This is a genomic window from Nonlabens xylanidelens, from assembly GCF_002934445.1.
Lineage (GTDB): Bacteria > Bacteroidota > Bacteroidia > Flavobacteriales > Flavobacteriaceae > Nonlabens > Nonlabens xylanidelens.
In genome coordinates, this window is sequence record NZ_PTJE01000001.1 from 713,063 (window position 1) to 729,507 (window position 16,445).

The 16,445-nt window shown below is 35.3% G+C and carries 15 protein-coding genes; 4 read left to right on the top strand and 11 right to left on the bottom strand.

Annotated features, from left to right (window positions below; translation table 11 throughout):
* Nucleotides 1–10: 10 nt before the first annotated feature.
* From LY01_RS03225 to LY01_RS03250, 6 genes are read right to left on the bottom strand one after another with little or no spacing between them, the layout of a single operon-like run.
* Nucleotides 11–1,789, bottom strand: a complete 1,779-nt coding sequence (locus LY01_RS03225) for a MutS-related protein (RefSeq protein ID WP_104514360.1) — start codon at nt 1,787–1,789, stop codon at nt 11–13.
* Nucleotides 1,790–2,158, bottom strand: coding sequence for an MmcQ/YjbR family DNA-binding protein (locus LY01_RS03230; RefSeq protein ID WP_104514361.1), 369 nt, complete (start codon nt 2,156–2,158; stop codon nt 1,790–1,792).
* A gap of 1 nt (nt 2,159) precedes the next feature.
* Nucleotides 2,160–2,780, bottom strand: coding sequence for a DUF4230 domain-containing protein (locus tag LY01_RS03235; RefSeq protein WP_104514362.1), 621 nt, complete (start codon nt 2,778–2,780; stop codon nt 2,160–2,162).
* A 9-nt stretch (nt 2,781–2,789) separates the two neighbouring features.
* Complete coding sequence (locus tag LY01_RS03240; protein ID WP_104514363.1) at nt 2,790–3,608, bottom strand: cyclase family protein; 819 nt, start codon at nt 3,606–3,608, stop codon at nt 2,790–2,792.
* Complete coding sequence (locus LY01_RS03245) at nt 3,605–4,036, bottom strand: hypothetical protein (protein WP_104514364.1); 432 nt, start codon at nt 4,034–4,036, stop codon at nt 3,605–3,607. Before LY01_RS03245 ends, LY01_RS03240 begins: the two co-directional genes overlap by 4 nt.
* Nucleotides 4,037–4,054: 18 nt before the next feature.
* Nucleotides 4,055–6,895 (bottom strand): WD40/YVTN/BNR-like repeat-containing protein, encoded by a 2,841-nt coding sequence (locus tag LY01_RS03250; RefSeq protein WP_104514365.1) that lies wholly within the window; start codon nt 6,893–6,895, stop codon nt 4,055–4,057.
* A gap of 168 nt (nt 6,896–7,063) precedes the next feature.
* On the opposite strand from LY01_RS03250, the gene LY01_RS03255 reads away from it, so the two are divergent.
* The 3 genes from LY01_RS03255 to LY01_RS03265 all read left to right on the top strand — a co-directional run bounded on the left by LY01_RS03255 (nt 7,064) and on the right by LY01_RS03265 (nt 10,387).
* A complete protein-coding gene (locus LY01_RS03255) occupies nt 7,064–7,858 on the top strand; it encodes a DUF6503 family protein (protein ID WP_104514366.1) in 795 nt (264 codons plus the stop codon).
* Between the two features lie 369 nt (nt 7,859–8,227).
* Nucleotides 8,228–9,520 carry an aminopeptidase P family protein gene (locus LY01_RS03260; RefSeq protein ID WP_104514367.1) on the top strand — a complete coding sequence of 431 codons (1,293 nt, stop codon included), beginning with the start codon at nt 8,228–8,230 and terminating at the stop codon, nt 9,518–9,520.
* Nucleotides 9,521–9,610: 90 nt separating this feature from the next.
* Nucleotides 9,611–10,387, top strand: coding sequence for a nitrilase family protein (locus tag LY01_RS03265; RefSeq protein ID WP_104514368.1), 777 nt, complete (start codon nt 9,611–9,613; stop codon nt 10,385–10,387).
* Here the strand turns inward: LY01_RS03265 and LY01_RS03270 are convergent.
* Nucleotides 10,374–11,975 carry an Ig-like domain-containing protein gene (locus tag LY01_RS03270; RefSeq protein ID WP_104514369.1) on the bottom strand — a complete coding sequence of 534 codons (1,602 nt, stop codon included), beginning with the start codon at nt 11,973–11,975 and terminating at the stop codon, nt 10,374–10,376. The genes LY01_RS03265 and LY01_RS03270 overlap by 14 nt on opposite strands.
* A 72-nt stretch (nt 11,976–12,047) precedes the next feature.
* Between LY01_RS03270 and LY01_RS03275 the strand changes: the two genes are divergently transcribed.
* On the top strand, nt 12,048–12,401 hold the full coding sequence (locus LY01_RS03275) for a hypothetical protein (protein WP_104514370.1): 354 nt from the start codon (nt 12,048–12,050) through the stop codon (nt 12,399–12,401).
* Nucleotides 12,402–12,456: 55 nt separating this feature from the next.
* Here LY01_RS03275 and clpX read toward each other — a convergent pair whose 3' ends face one another.
* From clpX to LY01_RS03295, 4 genes are all read right to left on the bottom strand, one after another.
* Complete coding sequence (gene clpX / locus LY01_RS03280) at nt 12,457–13,692, bottom strand: ATP-dependent Clp protease ATP-binding subunit ClpX (RefSeq protein ID WP_104514371.1); 1,236 nt, start codon at nt 13,690–13,692, stop codon at nt 12,457–12,459.
* A gap of 160 nt (nt 13,693–13,852) precedes the next feature.
* Nucleotides 13,853–14,527 carry an ATP-dependent Clp endopeptidase proteolytic subunit ClpP gene (gene clpP / locus LY01_RS03285; RefSeq protein WP_104514372.1) on the bottom strand — a complete coding sequence of 225 codons (675 nt, stop codon included), beginning with the start codon at nt 14,525–14,527 and terminating at the stop codon, nt 13,853–13,855.
* Nucleotides 14,528–14,619: 92 nt separating this feature from the next.
* Nucleotides 14,620–15,948 carry a trigger factor gene (tig, locus tag LY01_RS03290; protein WP_104514373.1) on the bottom strand — a complete coding sequence of 443 codons (1,329 nt, stop codon included), beginning with the start codon at nt 15,946–15,948 and terminating at the stop codon, nt 14,620–14,622.
* 109 nt (nt 15,949–16,057) lie between these two features.
* The gene (locus LY01_RS03295; RefSeq protein ID WP_104514374.1) at nt 16,058–16,405 is read right to left on the bottom strand and encodes a phage holin family protein; all 348 of its coding nucleotides are present in this window, start codon (nt 16,403–16,405) and stop codon (nt 16,058–16,060) included.
* Nucleotides 16,406–16,445: the final 40 nt, after the last annotated feature.

Here is a 16,445-nt window from a genome sequence, read left to right on the forward strand (position 1 = left end):
TGTCTACTGTCTACTCATCGACAATTCCCATTTTTCTCAACAAGAAACTCGCATTCATATTAGTAGCAATACCATCTTTGAATTTGTAGTCAAAGGTGAGCTCGTCATTAGTGATGTCTGCGTCAAAGAAATAATTGGAAATGGTATCGTATTCGTTTGCTACTTCAGTAAGGCTTAAATCGTGTGTAGCGATAATTCCTGTCGCATGTTTTCTAGAGAGCTTTTCAATAAGCTTGCGAGAACCGTTAGCTTTATCCTGACTGTTAGTTCCTTTAAGAATCTCATCTAGAACAATAAAATACCGATCGGTTTCTATTTTATCAACTATATATTTAAGACGTTTTAATTCGCTAAAGAAGTACGACTCATCATCTGTTAAAGAGTCGCTGGTTCTCATACTTGTAATAAGCTTAATCGGGCTATAAGTTGCTTCTTTAGCACGTACTGGTAAACCTACGTTAGAGAGTACTATTTTCATAGATACAGTTCGTAAGAAGGTACTTTTTCCAGCCATGTTTGCACCGGTAATGATAAAGAACTCACCAGAGGATATATCTATGTTGTTGCCTATGGATTTGTTTGGATCTAATAAAGGATGATGTGCCTCTGTCGCTTTTAATTGAAAATCACCTGATACTATTTTAGGATAGGTAAAGTCAGGATGGTTGTAAGCAAAGTTACCTAGCGAGCTCATTGCATCTATCTCTGCAGCGGCTTGTAACCAGTTTTCTATATGACTCGCGTTTTCTTGTAGCCAGTTTTCTATGGTATGTACTTGTTTTAAATCCCAAAGTCCCAGACCATTTGCCATAACGCCAAAAAGCATGTTGTTTCTTTGGTCCAGTCTTCCTATGGATCTTGCTAGTTCATAAAAACGTTCTGAAGCCGGCGCTCCATCGGTTGTTATTTTTGACTTCAATTCTACTAACAATTCACTTTCAAAATTTTCATTTTCTATCGCGAGAATTAACTGACTGTACTGACTAAAAAATAATTCTAGACTACTTATGTTACCAGAAAAAGCAGTGATTCTTTTAATGTATTTACCTGTAATTCCTAAACCTGCAAAAAACACTACAGATGGCACATAACCAGTAACTAGATCGTAGAAGTATAGAGCAAATGTCGATATACTCAGCGCTAACCATAACCAGCACAACCAGGAGAATATCTTAGGGACAAAAGGTTCATAGCCTTTTACCCATTCTAACATCGATTTGGGATTGCGTTCATTATCAAGCAATGTAGCTGTTGCCCAAAATTCTTGTCTAAAATCTACCTTGTTTGCTAGTTCTTTTACAGCGCCTTGTTTTTTCTCTATTTGAGAGATGTCGTTGCTGTTTAGTTTATGAGCAAGTGATTTAATTCCATCTTTAGTAACACTTCTATTGAGGTATTGAAATATAGACCCTGCACCGAATAAATCAATATCACGACCATATTCATGATCTTCCGTTAGAAATTCTTTACCATCAGGGAAGCCATGAAAATCACGATCTAGAATTTGTAATTCCTTACCATTAATATCTCTTAATGCTATTTGAAAATCGCGCTTGCGTTTTAAATTCTCATGTCTAGAAACTAAAAACAGAAAGATACCAAATATTACAAATGCTGCTAATAAGGCATATTGCCAATAATCAAAAAGTAAATAAACGGCAGCACAACCACCTATAAATACTAGAAACCGTATCGTGCTAGATAAGCGCAATTGATTTTGTAAACGGTTGCTAGAGTCTGTAAATTGAGCAATGCGCTCGTTATAAAAGGTGTGGAGTTTTGAATCCAATTAGCTGTTTTTTAAAAGTTCTTTGTCTTTGCGAGTCAGTTTTGCAACGACTAGATTATAACTGTGATCTATCCATTGTTGCAATTCTTCTCGCGGCATATCACGGTCTGTGTATATGGTATTCCAGTGTTTTTTATTAGAATGAAAACCACCTATTACAGTGCCATCATATTGCTCTCTTAACTCTATGGCTTTGTCAGGATCGCATTTAAGATTTATAGTTTTTTCTCCACGTTCCCATTTTTCAAGACCAGCGAGACAAAACATCTTATTCATTACCTTAAAGACTAAGGTCACCTCGTCAAAGGGGAACTCTTCTGTAGCTCCTTTTTTAGAAAGACAGTAGTCCCTAAGTTGGTCTATTTCCATCTTATGAATCTAGTTTTTTAGTCTCCTCGTGTTTTTCTAAAACTAAGGCATTATAATCTAGAGTCCAGCCTATAGTTGCTGCGAGTCCTTCCATCATTTTAATAGCAAGAATAGCTTCTTTACGAGCTTGTTCCATAAGGCCGCTTTCTGGTACTTTATCGATAATGTGTTGCTTTGCATTGCGTGTTACCTCAGTAAGATCATCGCTGGTAAAATAATTTGCCCATCCTTCTGACTTGTCATAGTAACTAAAATCGGTTTCTATACTCAAAATTTGCGGTTGCGGAAAGTTCTTAAGAACAATCGTTTTTCTCTCAGGATCGCTATCCATTTCTATTTTAGTAAGATCAAAACCTATATGTGCCTTTGCATTAATTAAGATAATGGCTTTTTTCTTCCCTAATAGAAAGTTGGCAATTTTGTCTTTTACATTTTGATAGTGGTAGATTTCAGAAAAATCTCCTTCTACGGTTATAAATTTACAAACCGAGCGTATTTTCTCCATAAGAACAACACTCTGCTCGCGTGTGTTTTCTTTTTTGCTATTTTTAAAAAAGAATTTAAAAATAAAAAATGAAGCGACTGCTCCTAATGCCAGTCCGAGAAAAAATAATAATTCCATAAATCAAAGTTACAATATCTCGTAGAGAATAGGACGAGAAGGTGCAGCATCATTTTCTATAGGCGCTACTTGAAGATCTAGCATGTAAAAGCCGTCCTTTATCACATCAGGTACATAAATCAACTCGGTGATAGTAGCGTCTAGTCGTTGCTCACCATTAAAATTCCAAAATTCTTTATGTGCCAGTAACGCACCATTATCTTTTTCTTTGTCCACACTAGGTAAATCTATGAGAATGTGTTGGATTCCGCTTTCGCGAAAGCGTAACATTAATCCAGCATCTACATACGGTGGGTTGCTATTAGAATAATTCTTGCTCTTATTACTTTCTGGATTAGGCATGGTACGCAAGATCACAGCCTTTATTCCAGCAGCGACAGGAGTTGTCACCGATTCATTAATGACTAAATCGCCATCTATTTCTTGTGGTGTTACACTTATCAACTGCGCTTTAAAGAAGGTCCCATCTAGTGCATTATTCACACTATGAAACTCTTCTGTAATATGCCCAATACATTCCGTATGTGTTCCATGACTATGCGGATTAAAATTAACGTCATTAAAATTAGTCGAGCCACCCAATTTTACATTCCCCACATATCCATCTACCTCAACATGTTTAATAACAGGTTGATCGATGTACCACGCACCAACTCCAGCATTATTTTGTACCGCTAGACTAATATCATGTGGTTTTGAAAGATCTATAGATATTTGCTCTTTTTCTAGCTGTATGGTTGTTTTCATGAATGATATTTGTGGTTCAGACTTATTTTGTTCTACGCAACTAGTCAATACAATGGTAAGTAATAGAAAGTAATATTTCATATATAACTTATTAATTTACATTTCGATAACTGAGTGATTCTACATCGTTTTTTACGAATTAAAAACTCTGATAGTTGATGTTTTAAAATCTTAGACTCTTCGTAACTTATATTTAATTTAGTTAGAGGAATTGAAAGCTGTTGATTTGCATCAGTTATTTCTAAAACGCTTTTTATCCCATTATAATTTATAGTTTCAAAATCAGATAGAGTGTACTCATTAGAAACTTTATTTCTAATGATTAAAATTATTCTTTTTTCAGTTAAAACGAGATAGTTAAGTTTCTTTTGACTTAAAAAATATAGAACAGAAAGAAAGGATATCCAATTATTAAGAATTGCCTCAAAAAAGGTTTGCCCTGAATCTTTTACTAGTAAAACAGTACCAGATTCTTTCTTAATAATGTGATCGATCTCTTTTTTTGTCATTTTAGAAAAACAAATACTTTACTCCACTACTAACTCCTGACTAGCGTTTCCACCACTACCACTTAACTTAACAGAATAGACTCCTTTAGGCAAATAATACTTTCCGTTTTGTGCTTTTACTGGTCTGTTTTCTTTGTCAAATCTTTTCACAGCATATTCTCCTACAGTACCATTATAAGTGTAAAAGTTAATACCGATAGAACTCATGCTAGCATCTTCAAAAATGGTTTTTCCATCTTTGTTGAGTACCTCTATCTTTACTTTTCCAGCCATAGGAGTGTAGTAAGAAAGTTTTATAGCAGGTTCTGGTCCTTTGCTCCACATAAATCCTTGTGATCCATATCTAGACGAGGCTCTGGTTTTATCGATTTTCGCGAAAGCGAAACCATCATTATTCATCAATGCAAGTGCATCTAAATTTGCAGTATAAATAGAACGACCGTGCGTACCGATTAACAAGTCGTTTGCAACTGGTTGTATTTTCATATCGTGAACGGCAACTGGTGGCATACCGTTATTTAAAATGTCCCAATTTGCTCCACTGTCTGTGCTTATGTAACTACCATTATCTGTTCCTACAAAGAGAGTATTCTTACTTTTAGGATGCTCAATAATCACGTTTACAGGAGAGGTAGGAATGTTGTTGCCTATGTTTTCCCAGGTAGTTCCATAATCATCACTCATGAAAACGTAGGTAGTGAAATCATCAAATCGATAACCGTTTAAGGTTACATAAACACGTTCTTTTTTATGTTGAGAAGCAACGACACGACTTATCCATAAGTTTGCCGGCCAGTTGCCTTTAACACTTTTCCAGGTAGCACCGCTATCTTGAGTAAGTTGTACTAAACCGTCATCTGAGCCTGTGTAAATTAATCCGAATTGAAACGGAGATTCACTAATAGTCGTTATAGTTCCATAAGCTACATTTCCTTCTTTACCACCTTGGGTAAGGTCTGGTGAGATAGCGGTCCAGTCTGTACCATTGTTCATAGAACGGTGTAATTTATTGCTACCTAAATAAAGGATATCCTGATTATGTGAGCTTAATAGAATAGGAGTTTGCCAGTTGAAACGGTATGGAGATTCTCCTAATTCATGTTTAGGTTGTATGTAAGTGCGTTTTCCAGAATCGCGATTTATTCTATAATAGTTACCAAACTGGTATCCGGTATAAACGATGTCGCTATTTCTAGCGTCTATTTGAACCTGCATACCATCGCCACCCATAATGGTTTCCCATGGGTAGTGACCTCTTTGTTGCCATGCTCTGTTTTCTCTTGCGTTGTGTGCGCCTACCCAAACGCCGTTATCTTGTAAACCACCATAAATATTATACGGTTTTTCTGTGTCGTAATTAATAGAGTAGAACTGACCTACACTAGGTGAATTGTTTTTGATCCACGTCTCACCGTCATCATAGGAGATGTTAAGTCCACCGTCGTTACCGTTAATAATATGACCACGTTTATTAGGATTTACCCATAAAGCATGATGGTCTGCATGTACGTTTTCTCTTGAAATGTTGATCCAGTTCTTACCGCCATCTACAGATTTAATAATCGGTACGCCCATAACGTAAAGGTGATTTACATCGCTAGGGTCTACACGTACTTGTGCAAAATAGTATCCATAGCTATAAAAAACGCCATCTATCTGTCCTTCATGAGTCTTATTCCATGTCTTACCACCATCATTAGAACGATACAATTCGGCGCCCTTTACAGGTGTGTCAAAAAGCTGTGTGTTTGCCGTTTCAAGATATTTTGCAACATCCATAGGAGTAGCATCTCCTGCACGTACCATGTTTTTTACGTTTTGGGCGCGGTATTTTTCTTGAAAACCGTTTTGTTTTAAAAAGGTATTTAGTTTTTTATCATCTAGTTGTAAGAAGTCCTCTTTGGACATCGATGTAAAATCGTTTTTAGAAAGTTGATTTCTAGTCGATTTTTTAGAATCTGTTTTTTGAGCAGGTCTTCTAAATTGGGAATCATGAATAGCGTATACGGTGTTCTCATCATAGACAGCTAGTCCTATGCGGCCTGTTCCACTTCCTACAGGAAAACCACTTGCCTCTGTAGTGATTTTAATCCAGTTTTTTCCAGCATCGGTACTTTTATAAATGGCACTTGCCGTTCCATTTCCATCAAAATTCCATGCTTTGCGATTTTTCTCCCAGCTGGCAGCATACATAATATTAAAATTATCTGGTGCTGTCGCTAGATCTATAAAACCTGCAGTACTGGTTGCAAAAAGAGTTTTATCCCAAGTTGTACCACCATCTTGAGTAGTGTAAATACCATGATTATCACTTACTGAATATAACGGACCAGTTACAGCAACGACTACATGGTCGGTATTTTTAGGATCTATTAAAATACGCCCTATATGTTGAGAGTCTGTAAGCATGGGCTTGCTCCATGTTTTACCCCAATCGGTAGATTTAAGTAAACCTATACCGGCATAACTACTACGGCTAGAGTTGTTTTCTCCTGTTCCTGCCCATATGGTTTTAGAAGTCCAGTCTGCAGCGATATCACCTAGATTAATTGTGCCAGCATTATCCATAATGGGAGTAAAGCTAGTACCGTTATTATTAGTATACCATAAACCGCCACTGGCATATGCGACTAACATTTCTGTTGGGTCTGCTGGGTTAATGTCTATATCTACTACACGACCAGACATTACTGTAGGTCCTATGTTTTTAAATTCTAGATTTTTAAAAGGAGAAGATTGCGACAGTTGCTCTTTTTTATCTAGACTACTTTGCACATCTGTACCGCTTGTGGCAACGGGATTTTGTGCAAAAGTGAAAATAGAAGAACTGATAAATAGAAAAGACAAGAGCTTTTTCATGAAGTGTTTTTTAAGTGGCGTTTAAAGATAAGGACTTTGAGTTATAGTTTTAATCCATATAATTCCTTACCACAAGAATATAATAATTTTTTCTAGGGTAGTTTTCTTCTAACTTAATTTTATAATATCCCTAACATAATCGTGATACTCTTTATTTATTTTCCGCAGATGAAAAAAATTATACTAGCTTTATTTGTAGCGACATTGATGGTGTCTTGCAAGACCGAAGAGAAGAAAGAAGTTTCTGTAGAAAAAGAAACCGTTGTAGAAAAAACTATGGTAGACCTATCTAGATATCCTCAGGGATTGAAAGATGTTCTTGCTGCACATGGCGGACTTCAAAAATGGTCTGAAATGAGAAGTCTTACTTACTCTCTAGATGAAACAGAAACTATTGCAGATGTGCAGACTAGAGATATAGTGGTAAAATCACCTACTCATACCATAGGTTCTCTAGACGGTAAAGTGTGGATCGCACAGGATAGTGCTTATTTTCCAGAAGCTAGAGCAAAATTCTATCATAATTTAATGTTCTATTTCTACTCTATGCCTTTCTTACTTGCAGATAGTGGTATTGTGTATGAAGATGTAGAACCACTAGAATTTGATGGAGTTACTTATCCTGGTATTAAGGTTGGATTTGAAGCTGCAGTAGGAGATTCTCCTGATGATAATTACCTAATGTATTACCACCCAGAAACTAAAAAAATGACATGGCTAGCTTATACAGTTACTGCTGGTAATAGAGGTAAGTCAGATAAATTTAACTTTGTGAACTATAATGAGTGGAATGAGGTAAACGGTTTATTGTTACCTACACAACTTACTTGGTATAAAGTAGAAAACAACAAACCTACGGTGCCTGCTGGTAAAGTAAGAGAATTTAAGAGCATAGATATAGACGGCGGTAATATGGATACAGCAACATATGCAAAACCTGAGAACGGTGTTTATGTAGACTAGATAGAGTTTAAAATATTTTAAAGCCCTGTTTCTTAAGCTAAGAAACAGGGCTTTTTTTATTGCTAGCTTTTCTATAAATTTAGAAGATTAATCTAAATTACTTATATCATGGAAGTTGCAAGATATTTTATCATCGGTGTTACCATTGTTATCGTACTACTTTTAGTAGTTACTTTTATAAAAAACCGTAAAAAGAAACGCTCTTAAATAATCTAGTGATTCTTTAAAAAGGGTGTAGATCTTGTTGTTAATGAATTCTAGTTTTCTTTGCCGTCTATAGAGCTATTCTTACCTTGCGGTAGGTTGTAGTTCCGCTTTCGCGAAAGCGGTATAAGAACCATTATCCTAACTCAATTATAGATTTTACATATGAAATATCATCCTATAAATCCGGCTCTTTTTATTAAAAACCGTAAGAACTTCATGGCCAAAATGAAGCCGTCTAGTCTAGCTGTTTTTAATTCTAACGATGTTTTTACAACAGGAGCTGATAGTACGCTGCCGTTTAAACAACACCGCGATATATTCTATCTAAGTGGTGCAGATCAAGAGAATACTATTTTAGTTCTTTTTCCAGATAGTCCAGATCCAGCACATAAAGAAGTGCTTTTTGTTACGGAAACTAACGCGCACATTGCTGTATGGGAAGGTGAAAAACTGACTAAAGAAAAGGCGACTGAAGTAACAGGTATAAAAACTGTATACTGGTTAAGTGATTTTGATAAGAAGTTTTTTGAAATGATGACGCAATGCGATACCATCTATTTTAATACTAATGAGCATTACCGCCAGTCTGTAGAATTAGAAAGTCGTGAAGATCGATTTATTAAAAAAACCAAAGCTCAATATCCAGCGCACAATTATGCAAAGTCTGCACCGATTATGCAACGTTTAAGAGCGGTTAAAGATCAAATCGAAATAGATTTAATCCAGAAGGCTTGTGATATTACTAATGCAGGTTTCCGTCGTGTATTAGATTTTGTGAAGCCTGGTGTGATGGAGTATGAGGTAGAGGCAGAGTTTTTACATGAATTTATAAGAAGCCGTAGTGATGGTTTTGCCTACACGCCTATCATTGCGAGTGGTAATAATGCAAACGTACTACACTATATAGAGAACAATCAAGAATGCAAGAGTGGCGATTTAATTCTTATCGATGCTGGTGCGCAGTATGCTAATTATGCAAGTGATATGTCTAGAACTATACCAGTAAATGGTCGTTTTACAGATAGACAGAAACAGGTGTACAACGCGGTATTAAGAGTGAAGAATGAGGCTACTAAAATGCTTGTGCCAGGTACTTTGTGGAAAGAATATCATGTAGAGGTAGGTAAGATAATGACCAAAGAACTTCTAGAACTAGGTCTTATCGATAAGGCAGATGTTGCAAACGAAGACCCTAACTGGCCAGCATATAAGAAATACTTTATGCACGGTACGTCTCACCACATGGGTCTAGATACTCATGATTATGGTATTTTATGGGAGCCTATGCAAGCAGGAAATGTATTTACGGTAGAACCTGGTATTTATATTCCAGAAGAAGGATTTGGTATACGACTAGAAGATGACGTGGTTATCAATAATAGTGGTGCGCCATTTAATCTTATGAGAGATATTCCTATAGAAGCAGAAGAAATAGAAGATATAATGAACGCTTAATTTTATAGTATTTACATTTATTATCTAACACAATATTATAGGCAGTTCTTTAAATAGTGCTGCCTATTTTTTTTAATTTAAAACAGACTCATGAAAAAGGATATTTTAAAAACATCGATTATTCAGACTTCTTTGGTTTGGGAAAATCCAAAACAAAATTTGAAGAATTTTTCTAAGAAGATAGAGTCACTCAATGGAAAAACAGATTTAGTAGTGCTTCCTGAGATGTTTACTACAGGTTTTTCTATGAAGCCTGATGGTCTTGCTTGTGACTCTGGTGTTATCGATTATTTAAAAGACCATGCAATAAGAGGTGGTTTTGCTATTTATGGAAGTGTCATGTTTCAAATAGGAGATAAATTTGTAAACCGCGGTATTTTCATGCGCCCTGATGGATCTTCTACCATTTATGATAAAAGACACACGTTTACACTTGCTGGTGAGCATGAGGTGTATGAGAAAGGTGGAAAAACCATAGTAGCTGAATATCTAGGCTGGAAATTTAACCTGCAAATCTGTTACGACTTGCGTTTTCCTGTTTTTGCAAGAAATACTAGTAATTATGACGTTTTGTTATATGTTGCTAACTGGCCTGTACCTAGAATAAACGCTTGGGATGCTTTATTAAAAGCTCGTGCCATTGAAAATATGAGTTATTGCATAGGTGTGAACCGAGTAGGAAAAGATGGTACAGGAATGGATTATAACGGACACTCTCAAGTTTATGATGTTTTAGGTAATGAATTACTTAATCAACCTTGGGAAGAAGAAGGAATACAAACTATGGAGATTCATAAATCTCAAATTGAGAAATACCGTTCTAAGTTGCGCTTTTTAGAAGATAGAGATAAGTTTACTTTAAATTGAGGTTGTAAACTCTGTCCCAATTAGGTTTTAATTCTACTACTTCAGGATGGTAAACTACCTTTTCTGGTTGTATGCCTTTTAAGAAATTACCTGCATCATATTTGCCATTTCGGTTAGTGTCATAAACGACTCTTATATAATAATTTCCAGGGTTAAGATAGAAGAAGTTATAAGTTCCATTCTTATCAACTGACTGTTGTAATTCTATACTCAAATCTTTTTTTGTAATTTGAATAAGAATAGGGAATTCTCCTGTATTATTTATAGTAACACTTATATTACCTAAAGATGTTGATTTTACTGTGTTAAAATTATAGCTTAAAGTATCTGTGTTTTTCTCACCATAAAAATCTGTTACAGCACCTGGAAAAAGGGTTAGATTATATTTTTGAGACTCTTTTCTTTCAAAGTCTACTACAGCATTATTTTTAAGACTGTCTAACCTTGTGGTAAAAGATACTTGTAGACTGTCTTTATCAATAAGTTTCATAAAACTGGTGTCCACCTTTTCTATAGGAGTAGATGCTGAAAAGGTAAATGGTTTATTTAGTGAGAAATCATTGCCTTTTTTTATGCTTAATGTGTCTTTTGTCAGCTCTTTTAAGCGTACTTTAAATTCTTCTTCTTGATTTGAAACTGTTGTACTTATCATAACAGAATCTTGCTTGATAACTGGTTGATACCAATATTGTAAGGTGTCTTTCTTTTCTAATTGCGTTAAGCGACTTTTGGTAATTAGTGATTTGTTAGTAGGTTCTATATTTAAATCGTCTACGTTACCTGTATAACCTACATATAGTCTAGATGGAGCTTGCTGTGTGATTTTTTTAATGCTAGGATCTAGTTCTTGCTGGTACATGTTAAGTTCATAAACTTTATCACTAGGAATAGTTATATGTTCTGTTATAAAGCCTATTTTATCTCTTGTTACATCAAAGCGTAAATCGTAATTCTCTTCTTTGAGAGCTACCATTTTGTAAGTACCTTCTTTAAGGTTTTCCATAGTAAAGGTAGTCAGACTGTCTAGGGTGTTTAGAACATATCGCGGTTGTTCTTTATATATGATACTATCTGTATATTCTTCATTTACTTCATATAGCAAAACGTTTACAAACTCTTCTGCCTCATAATTTAAGGCATCAGTTATTTTACCTTTTAAGGTTAAGGAGTCTATCACGGTCCCAGTACTGAAAACGTATTTAAAAAATGGATATGGATTCCCTTCATTGTTGTCTACTATACTTTGTCCAAAATTGAAAACATAAGTAGTATTATCTTTTAATGTGTCGGTAATCTCTATAGTTATTTTTCTCGATGGAGTTCCCTGTGGTGTAATAGTAGGACGCGTTTTTAAAGGCGGTGATATAACCAGTTGTTTTTGTAAATCATTAAGTTTTACAAATTCGTCAAATTCTATCTCGATAATTCGATTCTTGAAATTACGAGTATAATTATCTGGATACATACGTAATATTACTGGTGGCTTTTCATCCACTGGACCACCTGTAGGTGAGCCTTTTTTTGCACATTGAACTAGTGTGATGGCTATTAATAGAACTGCGAGTATGTTTAAAAGATGTTTTTTCACTGGTATATTTAACGTGTGCAATTTAAGATGATTGTTTTAAATTAGGTCTATTAAGTTTTAATTTTGCTATTTATGAAGTTTTCTACTCTTTTTGTCCTCACTTTAACCTTCTTAAGTTTATGGAGGTGCGCTAGCGATGTGGATGATGTTGAGGTAAATGGAGTAGTACTAGATGGTAAAACAAATTTACCGGTGCACAATGCTACTATTAATATGGAATGCTGGTATTATGGTAATAGTCCAGATGAAAGTTATGAAGGCAGTGTGATTAAATCTGTTAAAACAAATAGGGATGGAACCTATCAATTAACTTTCTCTAAAGGTGCATTTCTTAGTTTTACTATTAATGCATATACATATGAAGATCAAGACTTCGGAGAATATGTAAATACTGAAGAGGTGAATTTAACCACTAGGTTAAAATAAAAACCCCTTACATCATCTAATGTAAGGGGTTTAATAATATATTTAATGAAGTGGTTTAACTCACTGCTTTTAATTTTTGAATAGCACTTTTGTCTAATTTAGACGCAGCATACTCTTTCGTAACAACTAATTCTTTAGTATCTCCACCTGGCATGTCGAACATGGCGTCTGTTAGTATGGCTTCACATAAAGAACGTAGTCCACGAGCTCCTAGCTTATATTCAATAGCCTTTTCTACTATATAGGTAAGCGCATCGTCGGTGATTGTGAAATTAATATCATCCATGTCAAACAATTTTTTGTATTGTTTTACTATGGCATTTTTAGGCTCTGTAAGTATAGCTCTTAACGTATTTGCGTCTAGCGGATTCATGTACGTTAATACAGGTAAACGACCTATGATTTCTGGAATCATCCCAAAATCTTTAATGTCTTTAGGTATAATATATTGTAAAAGATTATCTTTTTCTACAACCCCATCGTTAGACATACTCGCGCTGAAACCTACTGCCTGCATGTTTAATCGCTTACGTATTACTTTTTCAATACCGTCAAAGGCACCACCTGCGATAAACAAGATGTTCTCTGTATTTACCTCGATAAATTTCTGATCGGGATGTTTACGTCCACCTTTAGGCGGTACGTTTACCACAGTTCCTTCTAGTAATTTAAGAAGTCCTTGTTGTACACCTTCTCCAGACACATCTCTTGTAATAGATGGGTTATCACTCTTGCGAGCAATTTTATCTACCTCGTCTATAAAAACGATTCCTGTTTGTGCTTTTTCAAGATTATAGTCTGCTGCCTGTAATAATCGAGTTAAGATACTTTCTACATCTTCTCCTACATATCCAGCCTCAGTAAGTACCGTTGCATCTACTATGGCAAGAGGCACGTTCAACATTTTTGCAATTGTTTTTGCAATAAGTGTTTTACCGGTTCCTGTTTGCCCTACCATCATGATGTTAGATTTTTGTATCTCTACATCGTCATCGGTATTTTTTTGTAATAATCTTTTATAATGGTTATAAACCGCTACAGACATTACTTTTTTAGTGAACTCTTGCCCTATGATGTATTCATCAAGAAAAGCTTTTATAGCTTTAGGTTTTTTAAGTTCTAATTCTGCACTAGAAACTCCAGGTTTATCGACTGTAGTATCTTCGAGAACTATTCCATGAGCCTGCTCTATACAGCGGTCACAAATATGTGCGTCCAGTCCTGCAATAAGCAAATTAGTTTCTGCTTTATTGCGTCCACAAAAGCTACATTCTAGTTGTTCTTTACTCATATTTCTGTTTTTGACACGATAGTTTGTGTCCTTTTAGATAGGAGTCGTTTTTCTATAAAGTTAGAAATGCGATTCTTAATTTTAATATAGGCAGTTTAAGTGTTGTGGTTTCCGCTTTCGCGAAAGCGGAATAACCACAATTTTATTGCAAGAAACGTTCTTAGTCTCTTCTTAATACTTCATCGATCATACCGTATGCCTTAGCCTCATCAGCTTTCATCCAGTAATCACGGTCAGAGTCTGCATAGACTTTATCATAAGTCTGTCCAGAATGCTTTGCTATGATGGTGTATAATTCTTCTCTAAGTTTTACAACCTCACGTGCTGTTATCTCTATGTCACTAGCCTGACCTTGCGCCCCACTAGAAACCTGGTGTATCATTACACGACTGTGTGGTAGAGCACTACGCTTACCTTCGGCACCGGCACATAATAAAACAGCTCCCATACTTGCAGCCATACCGGTACAGATAGTGGCTACATCTGGCTTTATAAACTGCATCGTGTCATATATACCTAGTCCTGCATAAACACTACCACCTGGTGAGTTAATGTAGATCTGTATGTCTTTCTTTGCGTCTGCACTTTCTAAGAAAAGCAGTTGCGCCTGTATAATGTTTGCTACTTGATCGTTTACTCCAGTTCCCATGAAAATGATGCGGTCCATCATTAAACGTGAGAATACGTCAAAGATCGCGATATTCATCTGGCGCTCTTCTATAATGTTAGGAGTAAGATTAGTTGGGTACATGCTACCCATAATTTTATCGTAATACATAGGATTTACTCCTTGATCTTTTACGGCAAATTTTTCAAATTCTTTAGATATATCCATGTTGTAATGATACTATATGAGTGATAAAAAAGGCGTTAACTAATTGATAAAATAGTCAACGCCTAAAGATATGAATTATTGACAGGAATAAATTATGCTTCGTAAGCTTCTTTAATGAAGTCTTCGTAAGTCAATTCTTTCTTTTTCAATTTTGCGTTTGCTTTGAAGAAATCTAGCATTTTCTCATTTTGAAGTTGCTCGCTCATGCGTTTTACTTCTTCTTGATTGCTCATGATACGTGCTACTACACCGTCTACCTCTTCGTCAGTTGCACCGGTATGACCATATTGAGCCATTTGTAAGCGTATCATCTTACGAGAATATTCTTGTAGGTCTTCAAACTTTAATTGTAATTCTTCATTGTTTTTTACAATGTTAGATTCAATAAGTTGGTATCTCAATCCTTTTTCAGAACGCTCGTACTCTGCTGCAGCTTCTTCTTCTGTTAATTGATTCTCGCCATTACTTGCGATCCATCTTTTAAGAAAGTCTGCTGGTAAATCAAATTTTGTGTTCTCAATAAGTGATTCTGTAACGTCTGTTAATAATTTCTGATCAGTTTGTTGAGCAAATTGTTTCCCTGCGTCTTCACGTAGTTTTTCAACTAGTTCTTCTGCACTCTTGATAACATCTTTTCCAAAAAGCTTATCAAAGAATTCTTGATTTAGCTCTGCTTTTTCACGCTCGTTAACTTCAGTGATTTCAAAAGTTACAGGTATTTCAAGACCGTGTGCTTTATCATGTTCTACTTTAAGAAAATTCATTAGATCGTGATCATCATTAAAAAGACCTTTAGTTTTAAGTTCTAAAGAGTCGCCTACTTTAGCACCAACAAATTTCTTAAGATTGGTCTTTCCTTTGATCTTTGATGTAGAGAATGTAGCGTCAGAATTGATTTCTTCGTCGTCATTTCTAAAAACTCCAGTAACTTCATTTCCTTCTTCAACTTCTTTCTTTGCGATTAACTTACCATATTGCTCACGTATGCGATCGATTTGGTCGTTAATAGTTTTGTCATCAGTTTTGATTTCGTACTGTGTAATGGCTTTTTTAGCTTTTACATCTACATCAAATTCTGGAGCTAGACCTACTTCAAATTCAAAAGTAAAATTGTCTTGATCCCAGTCAATGTCTTCTTGAGCCTTAGGAAGTGGGTTTCCTAAAAGATTCATTTTTTCACTGGTGATGAATTTATTAAGTTGAGATTGAGTCAGTTTATTGATCTCTTCTACTAATACGGGAATGCGGTACTTTTTATTGATAAGGCTAGCAGGTACATGGCCTTTTCTAAAACCAGGTATGTTTGCTGTCTTGCGGTGAGTTGCAAGTACGTTATCTACTTGGTGGTGATAATCTGCCTTTTCAATTTCTATGGTAATTGTCGCATTTAATGCGTCTGTGTCCGTACGTTTTATATTCATTTAAAGACTTTTTTATGCTGTTAAAATTGGGCTGCAAAATTAAGCTTTATTTACTAGTTATCAAAGTGTTTGTCTTATTGCTATTGACCTACGTGGTGGTTAGATATTTTTAGTTATCTTCTTTGTCTAATAATTTAAAGAGAAAAGATCGTGCCGCTGCGAGTAATAGTGAAAATATAAATGCCCAAAATAAACTTGTTACCGTAAAACCGCTTACAAACCAGTCTGCTAGGTAGATAATGATAACGTTTATAAATAATAGAAATATACCTAATGTGACTATAGTTATAGGTAAGGTTAGTATAACAAGTATGGGTTTTACTATAAAATTTAATATAGATAAGGTAAGGGCAACTAGTATGGCGCTTACATAATTAGTAATACCTATACCTGGTAATATTTCTGCCAGTCCCATAACTAGAGCAGCTGTAATAAGTAATTTTATAATGAATCTCATAATATAGAATTTGTGTAAAAATAAAAAATCTGCTGAAGAA

Coding starts and splice junctions, on each gene's coding strand:
- LY01_RS03230 (WP_104514361.1), bottom strand. CDS start 2,158: ATGGAAATAGACCAACTTAGGGACTACTGTCTTTCTAAAAAAGGAGCT.
- LY01_RS03235 (WP_104514362.1), bottom strand. CDS start 2,780: ATGGAATTATTATTTTTTCTCGGACTGGCATTAGGAGCAGTCGCTTCA.
- LY01_RS03240 (WP_104514363.1), bottom strand. CDS start 3,608: ATGAAATATTACTTTCTATTACTTACCATTGTATTGACTAGTTGCGTA.
- LY01_RS03245 (WP_104514364.1), bottom strand. CDS start 4,036: ATGACAAAAAAAGAGATCGATCACATTATTAAGAAAGAATCTGGTACT.
- LY01_RS03250 (WP_104514365.1), bottom strand. CDS start 6,895: ATGAAAAAGCTCTTGTCTTTTCTATTTATCAGTTCTTCTATTTTCACT.
- LY01_RS03255 (WP_104514366.1), top strand. CDS start 7,064: ATGAAAAAAATTATACTAGCTTTATTTGTAGCGACATTGATGGTGTCT.
- LY01_RS03260 (WP_104514367.1), top strand. CDS start 8,228: ATGAAATATCATCCTATAAATCCGGCTCTTTTTATTAAAAACCGTAAG.
- LY01_RS03265 (WP_104514368.1), top strand. CDS start 9,611: ATGAAAAAGGATATTTTAAAAACATCGATTATTCAGACTTCTTTGGTT.
- LY01_RS03275 (WP_104514370.1), top strand. CDS start 12,048: ATGAAGTTTTCTACTCTTTTTGTCCTCACTTTAACCTTCTTAAGTTTA.
- clpX (WP_104514371.1), bottom strand. CDS start 13,692: ATGAGTAAAGAACAACTAGAATGTAGCTTTTGTGGACGCAATAAAGCA.
- clpP (WP_104514372.1), bottom strand. CDS start 14,527: ATGGATATATCTAAAGAATTTGAAAAATTTGCCGTAAAAGATCAAGGA.
- tig (WP_104514373.1), bottom strand. CDS start 15,948: ATGAATATAAAACGTACGGACACAGACGCATTAAATGCGACAATTACC.
- LY01_RS03295 (WP_104514374.1), bottom strand. CDS start 16,405: ATGAGATTCATTATAAAATTACTTATTACAGCTGCTCTAGTTATGGGA.